Below are 17,432 nucleotides of genomic sequence, written 5' to 3' on the forward strand. Positions count from 1 at the left end.
GCGGGCCGCCGGGGGGGCCCGGCCCGCGCGGCCGCGGGGGGGGGGGGGGGGGGGGGCGGCCCCCCCCCCCCCCCGGGGCCGGGGGGGGGGGGGGGGCCCCCCCCCCCCGCCCCCCCCCCCACGCGCTACGCCGACGTCAGCCGCTGCGCTCCGCCGCCTCGACGATGTTGGTCAGCAGCATGGCCCGGGTCATCGGCCCCACACCGCCGACCGGCGGTGCGAGGGAGCCCGCCACCTGGTCGACGTCCGGGTGGACGTCTCCGAGGATGCCCTCGACGGTCCGGGTGATGCCCACGGACAGGACGGTGGCGCCGGGCTTGATCCAGTCGGGCTTGACCAGATGGGCCACGCCGGCCGCGGCCACGACCACGTCGGCGACGCGGGCGTGGGCGGCGGTGTCCTGGGTGGCCTCGTGGCACAGGGTCACGGTGGCGTGCTCGGCGCTGCGGGTCAGCATCAGGCCGAGCGGGCGGCCCACGGTGAGCCCGCAGCCGATGACGCAGAACTGCTGCCCTGTGATGGGTACGCGGTTGCGCCGCAGCAGGTCGATGATGCCGCGCGGGGTGCAGGGCAGCGGCCCCGGCATGCCCAGCACGAGTCGGCCCAGGTTGGCGGGGTGGAGCCCGTCGGCGTCCTTGGCCGGGTCGATGAGCTCCAGCACGGCGTGGGTGTCGATGTGGGCCGGCAGCGGCAGCTGGACGATGAAGCCGGTGCAGGCCGGGTCGGCGTTGAGCTTGAGCACGGCGGCCTCGACATCGGCCTGGGTCGCCGTGGCGGGCAGCTCCACCCGGATCGAGGCGATGCCGACCTGGGCGCAGTCGCGGTGCTTGCCGCCGACGTAGGAGCGGCTGGCGGGGTCGTCGCCGACCAGGATGGTGCCCAGCCCGGGAGCGATGCCCCCGCTCTTGAGCAGCTTCACCCGCTCGGCGAGTTCACGTTTGGTGTCGGCTGCCGCGGCCTTCCCGTCGAGCAGCGTCGCGGTGGTCATGTCGTACGAGCCTCTCGGTGCGGTCGTCAGGCGAAGACGACGGTGCGGGAGCCGGTGAGGACGACGCGGTCTTCCGCGTGCAGCCGGACGGCCCGGGCCAGCACGATCCGCTCGACGTCCCGGCCGATCGCGACCAGCTCGGGTGCGGTGTGGCGGTGTCCGACGCGGACGACGTCCTGCTCGATGATCGGGCCCTCGTCCAGGTCGGCGGTGACGAAGTGGGCGGTGGCGCCGATGAGTTTGACGCCCCGGTCGTGGGCCTGGTGGTAGGGCTTGGCGCCCTTGAAGCCCGGCAGGAACGAGTGGTGGATGTTGATGACTCTCCCGGAGAGCCTGCGGCACAGGTCGTCGGAGAGGACCTGCATGTAGCGGGCGAGCACCACGAAGTCGACCTGGTGGTCGGCCACCAGCCGCAGCAGCTCGGCCTCCGCCTCGGGCTTGGTGTCGCGGGTGACGGGGAGGTGGACGAAGGGGATGCCGTACCGCTTCGCGACCGGTTCGAGGTCGGGGTGGTTGGAGACGATCAGCGGGATGTCGACGGGCAGTTCGCCCAGGTCCCAGCGGTAGAGCAGGTCGACCAGGCAGTGGTCGAACTTCGACACCATCAGCAGCACCCGGCGGCGCTGCTCCTCGGGCCGGACGGTCAGCACCGGGTCGAAGCGGGCCAGCCGCAGCGCGAGTTCGTCCCGCAGTTTCTCGGTGTCGGCCGCGGGTGTCTCCAGGCTCACACGGATGGTGAAGATGCCGGTGCCGGGGTCGGAGAACTGGGCGCTCTCCAGGATGTTGCCCTCGGCCTCCGCGACGCCGGCGGCGAGTGCGTGGACGATGCCCGGCTGGTCGGGGCAGCGGAGCGTGAGTATGTAGCGTTGCACGTCAGGATCTCCGTCGGGTCAGGCCCGGACGCGGGCGCGCTCGGGGTCGTACACCGGTGTGGGCCGGACCGTGGCGTCGGCCTTGGAGCCGTCGGTGGCGACGGCGGTCAGCGCGGTGCCGGACTTCACGGCGTCGCGGTGCACCCGGGCCAGGCCGAGGGTGGCTCCGTCGAGGGCGGGGGAGGGCACCGCCATCGTCACGTAGCCGATGTCCCGGCCGTCCAGCTCCAGCCGGGCGCCCTCGGCGGCCTCCGGCGCGGCGTCCACAACGACGCTGACGACACGGCCGGTGACGCTGTCCTTCTTGGCCAGCAGCGCGTCGCGGCCCTGGAAGGGGCCCTTGTCGAAGTCGAGCGCCCAGCCCATCCGGCACTCGAAGGGGGTGACCGTGTGGTCGTACTCCAGCTCACCCATGATCATCCCGGCCTCGGTGCGGCAGGTCAGCAGGGCGACGGCGCCGAAGGCCCTGATCCCCAGCTCCGCTCCGGCCTCGAAGACCGCGTCCCACAGCTCCAGCGCGCGCTCCCGCGGCACCTGGATCTCGTAGCCGAGCTCGGCAGTGAACCCGAGCCGGCTGACCTGTGCGGGAATGCCCGCGATGAGGGTGTCGCGCAGGAAGGTGTAGTAGGGGAACGCGGCGTTGGACACGTCCACGTGGGTGAGGCGCTGCAGGACATTGCGGCTGCGCGGGCCCTGCAAGGTCAGGACGGCGGACTCGTCGCGGCGCTCGGTGACCGTGGTCCCGGCGGGGGCATGGGCGGCCAGCGACTGCTGGGTGGCCGGATCGCCGCCGGTGACGACGACGTGGTCCGGCGCGAGGACGGCCACGGTCACGTCGTCCACCATCATCCCGCCGTCGTCGACCACGACCCCGTAGGCGATGCGTCCGGCGCCCAGCCCCTTGACGCTGCGCGAGAAGACGGCGTCGACGGTCGTGACGGCGGCCTCGCCCACGATGTGCCACTTGTAGAGCATCGAGTACTCGGAGGCGCCGACGGCGGTGCGGATGGCCTCGTACTCCTCGGCCGGATCACCGATGGCCAGCGGTACGGCGTTGCCGTAGACGTCGATCCACTCCTCGACGTGGTCCGCGTAGCGGGGAGCGAACGGGGTGGTGCTCAGTCCTTCGGGAATGGCCATGGGGTCTCCAGTGCAGAGGGGAGGCGAGCGCTGCAGCGAGAATCTATCCATCTGGATAACTTGTCAATAGGATAGATTGACCTTCGGGGAACAGCCGGACAGAGGGAGGGCGAGTGACTGCCGAGACGGAAAGGGACGGAGACGCCGGCCAGGAGGCCCGGCCCGGTTATGGCGAGGGGCGGGGGGCTCTCCTGGAGGCGGCGGTCAGGGTGGTGGTCCGTGGTGGCCTGCGAAAGCTGACGTATCGTGCGGTCGCAGCGGAAGCCGGTGTCACGCACGGGCTGGTCGCCCACCACTTCGGTTCGCGCGACACGCTGCTCGAAGAGGCGCTGCGGTGGTGCGTCGCCCGCAGCGTCGAGACGTCCTCGCTGGTACCCGCCAGCGGAAGGCTGGAGGATTTCGCCGCGACCCTGGCCGACTTCGTCGCGGCCGACCCCGACCTCCAGATTTTCCAGTACGAGCTGAAGCTCGAATCCAGCCGGCGGCCAGAACTGCGCCACCACGTCGACCTGCTCTACGACGCCTACCGCAATGCTGTCCGCGAGGCGCTGGCCTGCCTCGACGTGTCACAGGAGATGACGGGAATCGTTTTCGCGGCCCTGGACGGCCTGGTCTTTCACCAGGTCACGTCCGGCGCACCGGACCGCATCGACGAGAGCGTCGCCGCCTTGCGGCGACTCCTCGCGGCCCATCGCACGCAGGCGTCACCGCAGGCGTCCGGCGTTACATGAGCCGAACCTCTCCTGCACCCACTTCAGGAGCGGCGATGACGAGCATCTTCAAAGGTCCACCACCCGTGGTCCTCACGCAACGTGACAGCCAGTCAGTCCACTCGGGACGACGCACCGCTCAAGTTCGAAGACCGGCTTTCGCGCGGGGCCCGCAGGGAGGCGAGGCCCCCGCCACTGTCGGCGAACGATGTGGTGACCGTGTGGCGTGGAATTTTCGGATTCCCTGGCCTGGCGTCATGCCTCCTCGGCGCCGCGGTCTGACAGGGAGCCGTACTGGCTGCGCAGGCGGGCCTTGAGGATCTTGCCGGTGGCGTTGCGGGGCAGGGCGTCGACGAGGACGACCGACTTGGGGAGCTTGTACTTGGCGAGTCGGCCGGACAGGGAGCCCATGATGTCGTCGGGCGACACGTCGGCGCCCGCGCGGGGCACGACCAGCGCTCTGCCCACTTCGCCCCATCGTTCGTCGGGTACGCCGATCACCGCGCATTCGGCGACCGCGGGATGCTGGTAGAGGAGTTGCTCGACCTCGGCCGGATAGACGTTCTCCCCGCCGGAGATGTACATGTCCTTGATCCGGTCGACGATCGTGACGTACCCCTCCTCGTCGACAGTGGCCGCGTCTCCGGAGCGGAACCAACTCCCTTCGACGAAGGCGTCGTTGGTCGCTTCGGGCCACTGCCAGTAGCCCTTCATCACGTTGAGGCCCGCGATGATCACCTCGCCGACCTCGCCCGGTGCGACATCGGTGAGGTCGGGCCGGACCACGCGTACGTCGGTGAAGAAGCAGGGCGTGCCGGCCGAGCCGGCCTTGCGGATGCTGTCCCGCGCGTCCAGGCCCAGCGCGGCGGGAGCGGTCTCGGTCAGGCCGTACGCCTGGAGGAAGGTCAGGCCACGGTCCTGGTATGTGTGGATGAGGGCCTTGGGTACGGGTGCCGCCGCGCACTGCAGGATCCGGACCGACGACAGATCGGCCGTCGCCCACCGCGACGACCGGGCCATGGCCTGGTACATCGCGGGTACGCCGAACATCCTCGTCACCCGGTGCTCGGCGATGACGTCGAGCACCCGTTCCGGGTCGAAAGCGCGCATCAGCACCGACGTCCCTCCTTTGAGGAAGCCCGGCAGGAAGACGGTGTTGAGGGCGGCGGTGTGGAACATCGGTGCCACCACCAGAACGACGTCGTCGGAGGCGATGTCCACGTCCAGCAGGATGTTGAAGCAGTTCCAGGCGATGTTTGCGTGGGTGAGCATGACCCCTTTGGGACGGCCGCTGGTGCCGGAGGTGTACTGGATCATGCACACCTCGTCGAGGCCGACCGTCTCGTCCAGGGGGTTGTCCGGCGCGCTCGCGAGCAGCTCCTCGTACGCCTTCCCCACCTCGATGTAGTGCTTCACCTCGACGTCGTCCCTGAACGCGTCGACGATGTCGGTGAGTTCGGCCCCGAACACCAGCACCGACGCTCCCGAGTCGCCCAGGATGAAGGCCAACTCGGGTGCCGCGAGGCGGATGTTGAGCGGGACGAAGACGGCGCCCAGCGCGTTCGCGGCGAACAGCGTCTCCGCCAGGGCCGGATGGTTCGCGCCCAGGTAGGCCACCCGGTCGCCGTGGCCGACCCCCAGGGCACGCAGGGCGTGAGCGAGCCGCGTCACGCGCGCGGCCAGCTCTCCGTAGGTCAGGGATCCACCGTCGTGCACGACGGCGGTGGCCTCCGGTGCCAGGCGGGCACGCCGCGCGGGCCACGAGCCGAGCCCTTGATCGCGCATGGTGCGTCTCTCTTCTCTCAGAGCTCTCAGAGCCAGTCGGGCCAGGTGTAGTCGGTCGATTCGTCGTGGCCCCGGCGGGGCGGCAACGGGGCGAGCCGCCCCCGGGAGAAGACCAGCGGTGCGGCGCCGGTCTTCTCCACCCCGAGTTCCCGGACGCGGCCGAGGACGAAGTAGTGGTCGCCGAGGGGCCACACGTCGGCGATGCCGCAGTCGATCCAGGCGACAACGCCCGCCAGGACGGGGCTGCCCGAGGCCGCGCCGCGCCACGGGTGGCGGTCGAAGACGTCGGGTGCCTTGGCGCTGACGTCCCGGCAGAGGCCCTCCTGGCCGGCGGCCAGCACATTCACGCAGAACGCGCCGCCGGCCATGATCCTTGGCCAGGTGGTGGAGGAGCGGCCGGGGAAGAACGCGACGAGCGGAGGGTCCAGGGACACCGAGGTGAACGAGCCGATCACCATGCCGACCGGGGTGCCGTCGGGTTCCTTCGCGGTGACCACCGTGACACCCGTCGGGTAGTGGCCGAGCACGTGCCGGAACCGGCCGGGGTCGTCCGCCGGGCCACCGCCGGGCGCCGTCGTGGCGGGCGTCTGCCGGTTCACGCCGGGGTCTCCAGCCCGAGCAGAGAACGGGCGTACGCCGTAGCCCACGAGCTGTGCTGCGCGTTGATGTGGGTCTTGTACGTGGCGACGTCGCGCAGGTACCGCTGCATGCGCTGGCCGTTCGCCAGCGCGCTGGAGCCACTGGCCGAGGCCAGCATCTCGACGGCCTGGCAGGCGAGTTGGCCGGACTGCCGGGCCGTGAGGGACAGAGCCTGGTCGTCCAGTTCGGAGAAGGGCTCGCCCCCTGCCAGGCCCCGGGCGGCGTACGCGGCGTAGTCGTCGGCGACCGACAGGATGATCCGCTGCGCGCTGTCGGCCAGGGCCGTGGCCAGGCCGAGGTTGCGCTGGTGTTCCGGATCGTGGCTGCGCGGCTTGAAGGGCGGCAGCGGGCTGTTCTTGGTGGTGATGATCCGCCGGTACTCGTCGACCGCGGCCCAGGCGGTGCCCGCCACGATCGAACACAGCTGGATGTTGAAGAACGACATCAGCCGGCCCGCGTACATCGGGTTGCCGTGCAGCTGCACACCCGGCCCGTCGGTGGCGTCGGCCGCCGCGAGGTGGGTCCTGGACACGTACTCGTACGGTACGAGGACGTCCTCGGCCACGACGCTGTTGGAGCCGCTGCCGCGGAAGCCCAGGATCTCGCCCCAGTTGTCGAGCATCCGCCAGCCGGAGGGCACGAGCACCATGCCCGGCGTGGGCATGCCGCCCTCCTCGTCGATGATGAGGACGCCACCCAGGAAGTGCGTGGAGACGTTGACTCCGGAGGAGTAGTCCCAGCGGCCGTTGACCAGGTACCCGTCGGGGGTCCTCGTCGCGGTGGCGCTCGGGGCGATCGGCAGCGGGGCCCGGAAGTCACCGTCCGGCCCGAACACCTCGCGCTGGGTGCTCTCGGGGAAGCGGCCGGCCACCACCAGGCTGTGGGAGGCGGCCAGACACAGGTTCCAGCCGCTGGACGGGCAGCCGCGGGCCACCTCGGTGACCATCCGGGAGTAGGTCCGCAGGTCGAACTCGTAGCCGCCGAAGCGGCGTGGCTGGAGGGACCGGTAGAAACCCGCCTCCAGGAACGCCTTGTGCGTGTCCTCGGAGATACCGGTCCGCTGTTCGGTCTCGTCCTGATGATCACGTAGCCAGGTCCTCATGCCTGCGGCCCGGCGCACCAGTTCCTCCGGTGTCAGGTCCGGCTCCGGCTGCGGAATCTCGATGATTTTCTCGGCTGCCTCGGTTGTCTCGGACAATTCGCACCCCATCCGCTGCTGTTCTGGGTCGGCCTGAAGCGAGTGTTGGCAGCGCGGCGAAGGACCGTCCAATGCCGGTGACTGCGGGCTTGATGAGTGCCGCGCATCACAGCAGGTCGGACGGGGCGACGGGAATGCCGCACATTTCTGCCTGGTGACGTGCGGGGAAGCGCGCTGTAACCTGGCGCGGACCACAACGTCGTGGACCTCGCCTTTCTGGAGGGCTGAGTGGAACTCCGGAGCCTGCGCCATTTCTCGGCGCTCGCCGAGACCTTGAATTACCGGGTCGCCGCCGAGCGTCTGCACCTCACCCAGCCCGCGCTGACGCGATCGATCGCCACCCTCGAGCGTGAGCTGGGCGTCCAGCTGTTCGACCGCGACAAACGGCATGTGGCGCTCACCGCCGACGGCGCGGAACTGCTCGAACGGGCGGGTGAGGTGCTGGCCGACGCCGACCGGCTCGCCGCCGCCGCAGACGTCATCAGGGCCAGGCGACGGGACGAGGTACGGGTCGCGCTCTACGGGGTGGCTCTCGCGGAGCTGACGCATCCGGTCATCGAGGCGTTCTGCGAGCGGTATCCCAGAGCCACGATCCGGGTGCACGAAGCGGACTTCCACCAGGGGCAGGCCCCGCTGCTGGCCGGCGAGTGGGACGTGGCGCTGATGTGTCTGAACGTCGACATGCCGGGCCTGACACGCGTACCGATCTTCACCGAGCCCGTTTCCCTCACGCTGTGGAAGGGGCATCCGCTGGCCTCGGCCGCCGCGGTGGACATGACCGAGGTCTACGACCAGCCCTGGGTCACCCCCCACCCGGGCGACGACTTGTGGGTGGGGGGACGCCGCGGGGACCACGACGCCCCGACAGTCGGCTCCCACGCCCGCTCGGTCCTGGACATGACCTCGAAGATCGCCTACCAGCACATGGTGGGACTGATGCCGCTGTCGGGCGCCCGGATGTTCCCGCACCACCCGGGAGTGGAGGCCGTCGCTCCGAAAGAGCCCCTCCACGCGGTGGCCGCGGTCGCCTATCCGAAGACGGGCCACTCGCCCGCCGCCCCGGCGTTCGCCGAGGTCGCACGCCGGGTCGCCCGACGCGCGACCGGCGTTCCGTACGCCGAACTCGCTCGGTAGAAGCGGTCAGCCGCGGTACGGCGGCTCGCCCGCCCAGGCCGCGTGCAGGACGGCGCGCAGATCGTCGGCGGAGGCCGGGCGGGGATTGGCGTACGGCGCCCCGAGAGCGACATCGACCGCACGGTCCACGTCGGCGGCGGTCAGGCCCAGGTCGGCGAGCGATCGCGGGATGCCAAGACGCTCGCCCAGCTCGTGCAACTCCCGTACCGGATCCGGGACATCGAGCGCCCGGCGCAGCGCCGCCAGTGCCTCGGGCACCGCCGGCGCGTTGAAGGCCAGCACATGGGGCAGGACGACGGCGTGTGTCTCGGCGTGCGGCAGGTCGAAGGTGCCGCCGAGCACATGGCAGAGCTTGTGGTGCAGCCCCATGGTGGTGGCCCCGAGACAGGCACCACACAGCCACGCCCCGTACAGCGCGCGGCTGCGCGCGTCATGCCCCGAGGGGTCGGCGACGATCTCGGGAAGGGCCGCGGCCAGCGCCCGCACACCCTCCTCCGCCATGAGGGAGACGATCGGAGTGGAGTCCGGGGCGTACAGAGCCTCGACGGCGTGCGCGATCGCGTTCATGCCGCTCGTCGCGGACCCCACGGGCGGCATGGTGAGCGTGAGCAGCGGGTCGTACACGACGCTGCGCGGCAACACCTTCGGGTCGCGCCCGGTGCGTTTGACCGCGCCCTCGGTCAGGCCCCAGACGGGTGTCATCTCCGATCCGGCGTACGTCGTCGGGACGGCGACGATGGGCAGGCCGGTCCTGAGCGCGACGGCCTTGGCCAGGCCGGTCACGGAACCGCCGCCGACCGCCACGCAGCCGTCCGCCCGGGCTTCGCGAGCCGCTTCGACGGCCAGGTCGGCGACCTCCACCGGGACGTGCGTCACCGCCCCCGCGTGCAGCCCGGCGCAGGCGTCGCCGAGAGCCGCGGCGACGGCACGGGCCGTGTCCAGGCCATGGTCGTCGCACAGCACGAGGACGCGGGGCAGGCCGAGAAGCGCGACCTCGTCGGGCACCGCGTCCGGCACGGCACCGGACCGGAAGACGACGCGCATCGGCTGGGCCTGACAGGTGAAGTCCAGGGCGCGTTCCCTCACGCGATCACCGGTTGCAGCACGATGTCGAAGCGCGCCCGGCGGAAGGGGTTGGCCAGGCCCAACTCCGCGGCCTCCGCGGGGGAGTCCACCTCGACGAACTCCTCGACCAGGCTCTCCTTCACGGCGAAGACGGCGTCCGACTCCAGATAGTCGCTGCGCGCCACGAAGATGTGCGTCGTCACCGGGCTGTACCCCTCGGCGCCCACGATGAAGTGGACATGGGCCGGACGGTAGGGGTGACGTCCGGTCGCCTCCAGCAGCGAGCCGACCGGCCCGTCCGTCGGAATCGGATACGGGCTCGGAACGCACGAGCGGAACCAGAACCGCCCTTCCGCGTCCGCCGTGAACAGCCCGCGCCCATTGCCCGGCGGCTGCTTCTCCGGCTGCTGGACGTCATAGAAGCCCTGGTCGTCGGCCTGCCACACGTCCAGCGTCGCGCCGGGCAGCGGGGTGCCGTCGACGGAGACGACCCGTCCGCTGATCACACAGGGCTCGCCGCCGCCGACCAGATCGATGTTCGCCCCGAGGTCACGGACCGGGGACTCGGTCATGTGGAAGGGGCCGAGCACCGTCGAGTCGGTCGCGGCGGCCGCCTTGTGGTCGTTGATCGTCTCGACGAGCATCGACACACCCAGGACGTCCGACAGCAGGATGAACTCCTGCCGGGTGTCGTCGCACATGTGCCCGGTTGCGGTGAGGAAGTCGATCGCCCGCTCCCACTCGGCCTGGGTCGGCTCGATGTCCCGTACGAAATCGTGCAGGTGACGCGTCAGGGAGACCAGCACCTCGCGCAGTCGGGGATCGGAGGTGTGGGCGAAGCTTTCCAGCACCGCCGTCGTCGTCGCGTCCTTCACGGTCTTCGCGGTGAGGTCCATGGCCGCTCAGTCCCGCCCGAGGATCTGCCGCAGTGCGTCCCCCAGTGCGGCCGTGACGTCACCGGTGGCGTCCTGGCGGCGGAAGGCCACGTGGTTGTCCGGCCGCACCAGCAGCGCGCCCGAGTCGCCGATCTCCCGCAGCCGGGCCCAGTCCCCGTACGGGTCCTCGTACTCCTGGCCGGGGCCGATGACCGCCGTGGCGATCTCCAGGCCGAACTCCTTGCCGAGGATGCGGGCGGCCTCCGTCCAGGGCTCGCCGCCGATGCCGGTGATCAGGGTGAACCGGCCGTTCCCGCCCAGGTCCAGGGTGGACAGATCGCGGGTGCCCGCGGAGAGCCAGGCGTGCGGGAGCTTGGCGCCGGGGCGGGTGCTCGGCTGGAAGTGCAGCTCGGGGTCGCGTGCGAAGCCGGGGTCCTCGGTGCCGTCCGGGACGATCGCGGTGGAGGTGTAGCGCTGGTTGAGGTCCACGCCGTGGGCGTTGAACTCGTATGCCTTGCAGGCGATCGCCTCCCGCAGCCGAGCCCGCTGCTCCTCGGCCTCCGTAGTGGCGTCCTTGCGGGCGGCGATGTTCCGCCACAGCTGCTCGGGGGTCTGCGGCGCCAGGCCGCCGAGCGCCTCGAAGACGGGTGCCGTCTCACCGATGGACTGGTTGGCCCGGGTGACGACCTGCCTGCCGACCGGTGCCCGCTCGTCACTGTAGGTGTCCAGCAGGGACGGGGACGCGGTGCCGTCCAGGACGAGCTTCAGCTTCCACGCCAGGTTGTAGGAGTCCTGGATGGAGGTGTTGGAGCCCAGCCCGTTGGACGGTGGGTGCCGGTGGCAGGCGTCGCCCGCGCAGAACACCCGGCCGCTGGAGTACGTCTCGGCGTACATCTCGTTGACCGTCCACGCGGAGGACGACTTGATGGTCACCGGGATCTCGTCGTCGCCGATCAGCTTGCGGACGACGGACAGGGCGTACTCCTCGGTGAGGTCCGGCGGCCCGGCGTCGACGTCGTAGCCCCACACGATCAGCCACTCGTTCCACGTCCGTACGCAGCGCACCAGGCCGGCGCCGATGCCGCCCACGGTCGCGCCGGGCGCCAGCACCCAGTAGAGGGTGGCGGGGCGGTGCGCCACGTACTTGGTGAGGTCCGCGTCGAAGACGATGTTGATGCTGCCGGCCACGCCCATCTGGCCGCCCATCGGCAGCCCGGCGTCCTCGGCCACCTTGCTGCGGCCGCCGTCCGCGCCGATCAGGTACTTGGCGCGGATGGTGTACGTGTCGCCGCGCAGCCGGTCGCGGACCACGGCGGTCACGCCGTCGGCGTCCTGCTCGTGCGACAGGTACTCGGTGCCGAACCGCAGTTGGCTTCCGCGTGCGATGGCCCCGTTCACGAGCACCGGCTCCATGAGGTGCTGCGGCATGTCGCACATGCGGGTGGGGCTCGCCAGCTCGTGCGCGGCCTGCACGAGCGGCTCGTTGCCCCAGGACCTCAGCCGGCCGAGCTCCTCGCCCGCGATGGCGGTGCAGAAGACGGTGTTGCCCATCAGATGCTGCGGGGTGGCCTGGGCGATCACATCCTCTTCCACACCCAGGTCACGCAGCACTTCCATGGTGCGCTGGTTGGTGATGTGCGCCCGGGGCGTGTCCGCGAGGCGTGAGTAGCGGGTGACCATGACGTTCGGCACGCCATAGGTGCTCAGCGCCAGTGCGGCGCTCGCTCCCGCGGGCCCGCTACCCACGATGAGCACATCGGTCTCGACGGTCGGCACGGTGGTCATCGGGACGTTTCCTCCCCATCCACCAGTCGCTTGTTCAGCCAGGTCATCAGTGCCTCGGCCACGTCGTCGGAGTTCTTCTCGCCCATGGGCAGGTGACCGTTGCCCGTGAGCCCCAGGTCCGCCAGGCGCAGCAACTCGACGTCGGCACCGGCCTGGACGAGGTAGTCGGCGATACCGTGCTGGAACGACGCGAACGGCGAGTGGTCGGCCGCGACCACGGCGATCGGGAAGCCCTGGAGCCCTGGCAGGGACCGCACGGCGCCTGCCTCTTCGTCCTGGACGAGACAGTCCTGCAGCCCGTCACCCCCCGTCTCGCGCAGCCGAAGGCGCAGTTCCTCCGGGGTCCGTACCGGCGGCTCGTAAGTGATCGGGGCCGCGGTGAGCCCCCACTCCAGCTTTCCGAGGCCGGGCAGTTCGATGAACGGCGGCCCGATCGGCTCGACGGAGACAACGGCCTTCACCAGCCCGGGCCGGGCATCGGCGACCAGCCAGCCGAACGGCGCCCCCATGGAGTGGGTGATCAGCACGGCCGGTCCGATACGGTCCAGCAACTCTGCCCCGCAGCGCCGCATCTGCTCCTCGTTCTCGGCGAAGGTGGGCAGCGTCGGGCCCTGGCTCGCCATCAACTGGTCCAGCGCGGAGTCGTCGCCGATCTCGCCGCTGCCGGGCCACTGGCTACCAGGTCGTCCCGCCCCCTCGCAGAACAGCCAGCGGATGAACTCGTACGTCGGCGCCGCGCCCTCGATGGGCCCGAGGACATCGGGGTGGTACGGGGAGCGCCCGTGACCTGGACGGTCGACCACGTACACGGCGTAACCGGCCTGGAGGAACCGGGTGGCCCAGCCGGGGCGCCCGTCCGGCGTCGACAGGTAGTCCGTGCCCTGGCCGCCGCCCCCGTGGACCATCACCACGGGCAGCGGATGCCGGAGATCGGCCGGGATCTGGTACTGGACGTACATCGCGGCCTCGGCGGCGGTCCCGGCCTCGGTCGGCTTGCGCCCGACACCGATCCAGAACGCGCCTTGCTCGCTGATCGTCAACGGCGAGGCGGCACGGGCCGGCTCGGCGGTTGCGGGTGGTGGGGAGATGGTCATCGGCGAACCTCCGTCACGGCGTCTGCGCCCATGCCCAGCACTATTGGTGACCGGCTCCGGGGCGGTCCAATGCCGGTTGGGGACGCCGTGATGCATGGCGCTCATCAGCGTCCCCGAGGGGGGCTACTTCACCGGGAAGGTGCGCGTGGCGGCGAGGGTGACCAGGGCGTCGGTGTAGAGCGCAGCCTCTATCCGCCCGAGATCCGGATTGCAATCGTGCTCGACAACTTCTCCCCGCACCTGACCACGAAGAAGGACACCCGAGTCGGCGACTGGGCCGCAGCCAACAACGTCGAACCTGCCTACACACCGACCAAGGGCAGCATGATCCGCGACAGGGCGAACATTGCTTGATGCGGCGCCAGCTAGTTGCCGAATGCAACGGCGACAACGCTCCCGCCATAGAGCCGTCAAACGGTGACAGGAATGTGAGACACGAGCCCCCACAGGGAGCAATAAAGGCCCTCCGACCTGGGCATTTGACTTGATCACTAGAAACTGCGTACGGATTCTACTGGCGATTCCTGCAGGCCCGCTCGTGCGAACGTACGAGAGCCGCGTCACCGCTCCGGGACGCCGGCCAGCTCCGCCAGCACGTCCGCGTGGCACGGCTCCGGCGCGCACCAGCAGGCCAGGGTCTTCCCGCGCAGCCCGGCCACCAGTTCCAGCAGTTCGGGCCGCTCCAGCAGGTAGGCCCGGTACATCGCCATCACCTCGGCCCGGGTGCCGTCCCGCTTCTTCTTCGGGGTGTCGTAGGCGAAGGGGTTGTACAGGGGATGGCGGGGCAGGTCCCAGCCGCCCATCGTCCAGCGGCGGCCGACGTAGACGACGTCCGCGGGGGCGTGTTCCAGCCGGGGGCCGAACTCGTGGATCCGGCCCCTGACGCTGATCACCCGGGTGGGCACGGGAGCGACCTCACGCCTCGTACGGCAGCAGCTCCGGCCGCTTCGGCGCGCGGCCGTCGCCCGAGGAGCGGCCGGTGAGGCGGCGGCCTATCCACGGCAGCAGGTGCTGTCTGGTGAAGCGGGCGTCCGCGACCCGCCGCGCGACCCAGCCGGGCGGCGCCGTGGCCGGGATCGGCGTGCGCCACTCGGCGTCCTCGGGGTCGTAGCCGAGGGTCTGCCAGACCGCCTCGGCGACCCTGCGGTGCCCCTCGGCCGTCAGGTGCAGCCGGTCCACGTCCCACATCCGGGGGTCGGCCAGCGAGGGCGCACCGTACAGGTCGACGACCAGGGCACCGTGCCGTTCGGCCAGCTCGTCGACGACGGCGAACAGCTCCTCCATGCGCGGCCGGAACCGCTCCAGGACCGGGCCCTGGCGGCCGGGGCTGCGCATCAGCACCAGCTGCTCGCAGGCCGGCGCCAGCCGCTCCACCGCCTCGGTGAGCAGGTCCCGGACCCTGACCATGTCGCACTTGGGGCGCAGCGTGTCGTTGAGACCGCCGACCAGCGTGATCACGTCGGGCCGCATGGCGACCGCCCTGTCCACCTGCTCCTCGACGATCTGCCCGATCAGCTTGCCGCGCACCGCGAGGTTGGCGTAGCGGAAGCCGGGGGTGCGGGCGGCCATCCGGGCGGCGAGGACGTCCGCCCAGCCTCGGTAGGAGCCGTCGGGCTGCAGGTCCGACATGCCCTCGGTGAAGGAGTCGCCGATCGCGACCAGACTGGAGTGTGCGGGAAGCACCGGGTTCTTCTGCATGGCGACAGAGATGGTATCCCGGGGTGCATACCCGCCGGTCGGTCACTCCCTCCGACCAGGATTCCTCCTCCCGTTGGGCCCTACGCGTGCTGCCCGAACAGCTCCCGCAGCACGTCCTCCATGGTCACAAGACCGGCCATCCGGCCGTCGTCGCCGAGGACGCCCGCCAGGTGGGTGCGGGTGCCGCGCATCGCGGTGAGCACGTCGTCCAGCGGTGTGCTCTCCCGCACCCGCGCGATCGGCCGCATGTCCCGCAGCCGGAACGCCTCGTCGTGGGGCGAGGCGTCCAGCGCGTCCTTGACGTGCAGATAGCCGACGATCCGCCGCCCCTCGTCGACCACCGGGAACCGGGAGAAGCCCGACTCGGCCGACAGCCGCTCCAGCTCCTCCGGGGTGACGCCCACGCGCGCGTAGACGACACGTTCCAGTGGCACCACCACGTCCCGCACCGGCCGGCGGCCCAGCTCCAGGGCGTCGTGCAGCCGCTCCTGCGCCCGGTCGTCGATCAGGCCCGCCTCGCTGGCGTCCTTGACGATCTCGGCGAGCTCGGTGTCCGTGAAGGTCGCCGAGACCTCGTCCCTGGTCTCCACCCGGAGCAGCTTGAGCAGGCCGTTCGCGAACGCGTTGATCGTGAAGATCACCGGACGCAGCGCCCGGGACAGGGTGACCAGGGGCGGACCGAGGAGCAGGGCGCTGCGCACCGGCTCGGCCAGCGCCACGTTCTTCGGCACCATCTCGCCCAGCAGCATGTGCAGGTAGGTCGCGAGGGACAGCGCGATCACGAAGGAGACGGCATGGCCCGCGCTCGTGGGCACGCCGACCGCGTGGAACACCGGCTCCAGCAGGTGCGCGATCGCGGGCTCCGCGACCACGCCCAGCACCAGCGTGCACAGCGTGATGCCGAGCTGGGCGGCGGCCAGGAGCGCGGACACGTGCTCCAGGCCCCACAGCACGCTCCTGGCCCGCCGGTCGCCCGCCTCCGCGTACGGCTCGATCTGGGAGCGGCGCACGGAGATCAGCGCGAACTCGGCGCCCACGAAGAAGGCGTTCACGACCAGCGTCGCGAAACCGATCAGCAGTTGTACGGCGGTCACCGCTGCCCCTCCTGCTCCGTCTCGTCGTCGAGCGGCGCGTGCAGCAGCACCCGGGCCGCCCGCCGCCCCGACGCGTCCACCACGTCGAGCCGCCACCCGGCGACCTCGACACTGTCCCCGGTCTCCGGTATCCGGCCCAGCTCGGCCGCGACCAGCCCGGCCAGCGTCTCGTACGGCCCCTCGGGCGCCCGCAGGCCCACGCGCGCGAGCTGGTCCATGCGGGCCGCGCCGTCCGCCGAGTAGAGTGCCCGGCCCGACGCGTCGGCGCCGGCGGGGGCGAGGTCGGGCGTCTCGTGCGGGTCGTGCTCGTCGCGGACCTCGCCGACGACCTCCTCGACGATGTCCTCCAGGGTGGCGACCCCGGCCGTACCGCCGTACTCGTCGATCACGACGGCCATGGTGCGCCGGCCGCCGAGGCGGTCCAGGAGGCGGTCGACGGTGAGGGACTCGGGGACCAGCAGGGGTTCGCGCATCATCTGGGCGACCCGGACCCGGGCCCGCTCCTCGGCGGGCATGGCCAGGACGTCCTTGATGTGGGCGGTGCCGACCACCGAGTCCAGGCTGTCCCGGTAGACCGGGAAGCGGGACAGGCCGGTCGCCCGGGTCGCGTTCGCCACGTCCTCGCAGGTCGCCCGGACCTCCAGGGCGACGACCTGGACGCGCGGGGTCATCACGTTCTCGGCCGTGAGGTCGGCCAGGTTGAGCGTGCGCACGAACAGCTCCGCGGTGTCGGGCTCCAGCGCGCCCTGCTTGGCGGAGTGCCGGGCCAGCGCGGCCAGCTCCTGGGGCCCGCGGGCGGAGGCCAGCTCCTCGGCGGGCTCGATGCCCAGGCGCCGTACCAGGCGGTTCGCCGTGTTGTTCAGATGCGTGATGAACGGCCGGAAGGCCCCGCTGAACCAGCGCTGGGCGTTGCCCACCCGCTTGGCCACGGCCAGCGGCGAGGAGATCGCCCAGTTCTTGGGCACCAGCTCGCCGACGACCATCAGGAACACCGTGGACAGCGCGGTGCCGATCACCAGCGCGAGCGAGCTCGCCGCCGACGCCCCGATGCCGACCGCTTCCAGCGGGCCGGCCAGCAGCTTGGCGATCGAGGGCTCCGCGAGCATGCCGACCACCAGGTTGGTGACCGTGATGCCGAGCTGTGCCCCCGACAGCTGGAACGTCAGGTTCCGTACGGCCTTGAGGGCACCTGCCGCCCCGCGCTCGCCGCGCTGCACGGCACGCTCCAGCTCGCCGCGCTCGACCGTGGTCAGCGAGAACTCGGCCGCGACGAAGGCACCGCAGGCGAGCGACAGCAGGATCGCCACCAGCAGGAGGAGCACTTCGGTCATCGGGTCACCTCCGTCCCATGGTCG

Annotated in this window: 16 protein-coding genes and 1 pseudogene; 3 read left to right on the top strand and 14 right to left on the bottom strand. The window is 71.1% G+C overall.

The window, feature by feature from the left end; genetic code table 11:
- Positions 1-136: 136 nt before the first annotated feature.
- The 3 genes from ACFY0P_RS38580 to ACFY0P_RS38590 are packed head-to-tail and all read right to left on the bottom strand — an operon-like array spanning position 137 to position 3,000.
- Positions 137-988: a bifunctional methylenetetrahydrofolate dehydrogenase/methenyltetrahydrofolate cyclohydrolase gene (locus tag ACFY0P_RS38580; protein ID WP_388924337.1), complete on the bottom strand. Its 852-nt coding sequence runs from the start codon at positions 986-988 to the stop codon at positions 137-139.
- A 26-nt stretch (positions 989-1,014) separates the two neighbouring features.
- Complete coding sequence (gene purU / locus ACFY0P_RS38585) at positions 1,015-1,860, bottom strand: formyltetrahydrofolate deformylase (protein ID WP_388924339.1); 846 nt, start codon at positions 1,858-1,860, stop codon at positions 1,015-1,017.
- An 18-nt stretch (positions 1,861-1,878) separates the two neighbouring features.
- The gene (locus tag ACFY0P_RS38590; RefSeq protein ID WP_388924341.1) at positions 1,879-3,000 is read right to left on the bottom strand and encodes an aminomethyltransferase family protein; all 1,122 of its coding nucleotides are present in this window, start codon (positions 2,998-3,000) and stop codon (positions 1,879-1,881) included.
- 113 nt (positions 3,001-3,113) lie between these two features.
- Here ACFY0P_RS38590 and ACFY0P_RS38595 point away from each other — a divergent pair, with 113 nt between their 5' ends.
- Positions 3,114-3,731: a TetR/AcrR family transcriptional regulator gene (locus tag ACFY0P_RS38595; protein WP_388924345.1), complete on the top strand. Its 618-nt coding sequence runs from the start codon at positions 3,114-3,116 to the stop codon at positions 3,729-3,731.
- A 234-nt stretch (positions 3,732-3,965) separates the two neighbouring features.
- Here the strand turns inward: ACFY0P_RS38595 and ACFY0P_RS38600 are convergent, their stop codons facing one another.
- The 3 genes from ACFY0P_RS38600 to ACFY0P_RS38610 are packed head-to-tail and all read right to left on the bottom strand — an operon-like array spanning position 3,966 to position 7,332.
- Positions 3,966-5,495, bottom strand: coding sequence for a long-chain fatty acid--CoA ligase (locus tag ACFY0P_RS38600; protein WP_388924347.1), 1,530 nt, complete (start codon positions 5,493-5,495; stop codon positions 3,966-3,968).
- A gap of 26 nt (positions 5,496-5,521) precedes the next feature.
- Entirely contained in the window at positions 5,522-6,094 is a 573-nt protein-coding gene (locus ACFY0P_RS38605; protein ID WP_388924350.1) for a flavin reductase family protein, read from the bottom strand.
- Positions 6,091-7,332, bottom strand: coding sequence for an acyl-CoA dehydrogenase family protein (locus ACFY0P_RS38610; protein ID WP_388924353.1), 1,242 nt, complete (start codon positions 7,330-7,332; stop codon positions 6,091-6,093). Before ACFY0P_RS38610 ends, ACFY0P_RS38605 begins: the two co-directional genes overlap by 4 nt.
- 228 nt (positions 7,333-7,560) lie before the next feature.
- Between ACFY0P_RS38610 and ACFY0P_RS38615 the strand changes: the two genes are divergently transcribed.
- Positions 7,561-8,466 carry a LysR family transcriptional regulator gene (locus tag ACFY0P_RS38615; RefSeq protein ID WP_388924356.1) on the top strand — a complete coding sequence of 302 codons (906 nt, stop codon included), beginning with the start codon at positions 7,561-7,563 and terminating at the stop codon, positions 8,464-8,466.
- Positions 8,467-8,472: 6 nt separating this feature from the next.
- Here the strand turns inward: ACFY0P_RS38615 and ACFY0P_RS38620 are convergent, their stop codons facing one another.
- Genes ACFY0P_RS38620 through ACFY0P_RS38635 form a run of 4 tightly spaced genes read right to left on the bottom strand, consistent with a single transcriptional unit; the run spans position 8,473 to position 13,285 of the window.
- Positions 8,473-9,510 carry a maleylacetate reductase gene (locus ACFY0P_RS38620; protein WP_388924453.1) on the bottom strand — a complete coding sequence of 346 codons (1,038 nt, stop codon included), beginning with the start codon at positions 9,508-9,510 and terminating at the stop codon, positions 8,473-8,475.
- Positions 9,511-9,548: 38 nt separating this feature from the next.
- Complete coding sequence (locus ACFY0P_RS38625; protein WP_388924359.1) at positions 9,549-10,427, bottom strand: intradiol ring-cleavage dioxygenase; 879 nt, start codon at positions 10,425-10,427, stop codon at positions 9,549-9,551.
- 6 nt (positions 10,428-10,433) lie between these two features.
- Complete coding sequence (locus tag ACFY0P_RS38630; protein WP_388924362.1) at positions 10,434-12,191, bottom strand: FAD-dependent oxidoreductase; 1,758 nt, start codon at positions 12,189-12,191, stop codon at positions 10,434-10,436.
- A complete protein-coding gene (locus tag ACFY0P_RS38635) occupies positions 12,188-13,285 on the bottom strand; it encodes an alpha/beta hydrolase (RefSeq protein WP_388924365.1) in 1,098 nt (365 codons plus the stop codon). Before ACFY0P_RS38635 ends, ACFY0P_RS38630 begins: the two co-directional genes overlap by 4 nt.
- Positions 13,286-13,465: 180 nt before the next feature.
- Here ACFY0P_RS38635 and ACFY0P_RS38640 point away from each other — a divergent pair.
- Positions 13,466-13,615 (top strand): annotated as a pseudogene (locus ACFY0P_RS38640) (IS630 family transposase); the annotation flags it as partial.
- 230 nt (positions 13,616-13,845) lie between these two features.
- Here ACFY0P_RS38640 and ACFY0P_RS38645 read toward each other — a convergent pair.
- The 4 genes from ACFY0P_RS38645 to ACFY0P_RS38660 form a co-directional block, all read right to left on the bottom strand.
- The gene (locus tag ACFY0P_RS38645; protein WP_388924367.1) at positions 13,846-14,190 is read right to left on the bottom strand and encodes a DUF4326 domain-containing protein; all 345 of its coding nucleotides are present in this window, start codon (positions 14,188-14,190) and stop codon (positions 13,846-13,848) included.
- A gap of 10 nt (positions 14,191-14,200) precedes the next feature.
- The gene (locus ACFY0P_RS38650) at positions 14,201-14,983 is read right to left on the bottom strand and encodes an SGNH/GDSL hydrolase family protein (protein WP_388924370.1); all 783 of its coding nucleotides are present in this window, start codon (positions 14,981-14,983) and stop codon (positions 14,201-14,203) included.
- 80 nt (positions 14,984-15,063) lie between these two features.
- A complete protein-coding gene (locus ACFY0P_RS38655; RefSeq protein ID WP_388924373.1) occupies positions 15,064-16,077 on the bottom strand; it encodes a hemolysin family protein in 1,014 nt (337 codons plus the stop codon).
- A complete protein-coding gene (locus ACFY0P_RS38660; RefSeq protein WP_388924376.1) occupies positions 16,074-17,408 on the bottom strand; it encodes a hemolysin family protein in 1,335 nt (444 codons plus the stop codon). Before ACFY0P_RS38660 ends, ACFY0P_RS38655 begins: the two co-directional genes overlap by 4 nt.
- Between the last annotated feature and the right edge of the window lie 24 nt (positions 17,409-17,432).

The sequence above is a fragment of the Streptomyces sp. NPDC001714 genome (genome assembly GCF_042892755.1).
In the GTDB taxonomy this organism is placed as follows: Bacteria; Actinomycetota; Actinomycetes; order Streptomycetales; family Streptomycetaceae; genus Streptomyces.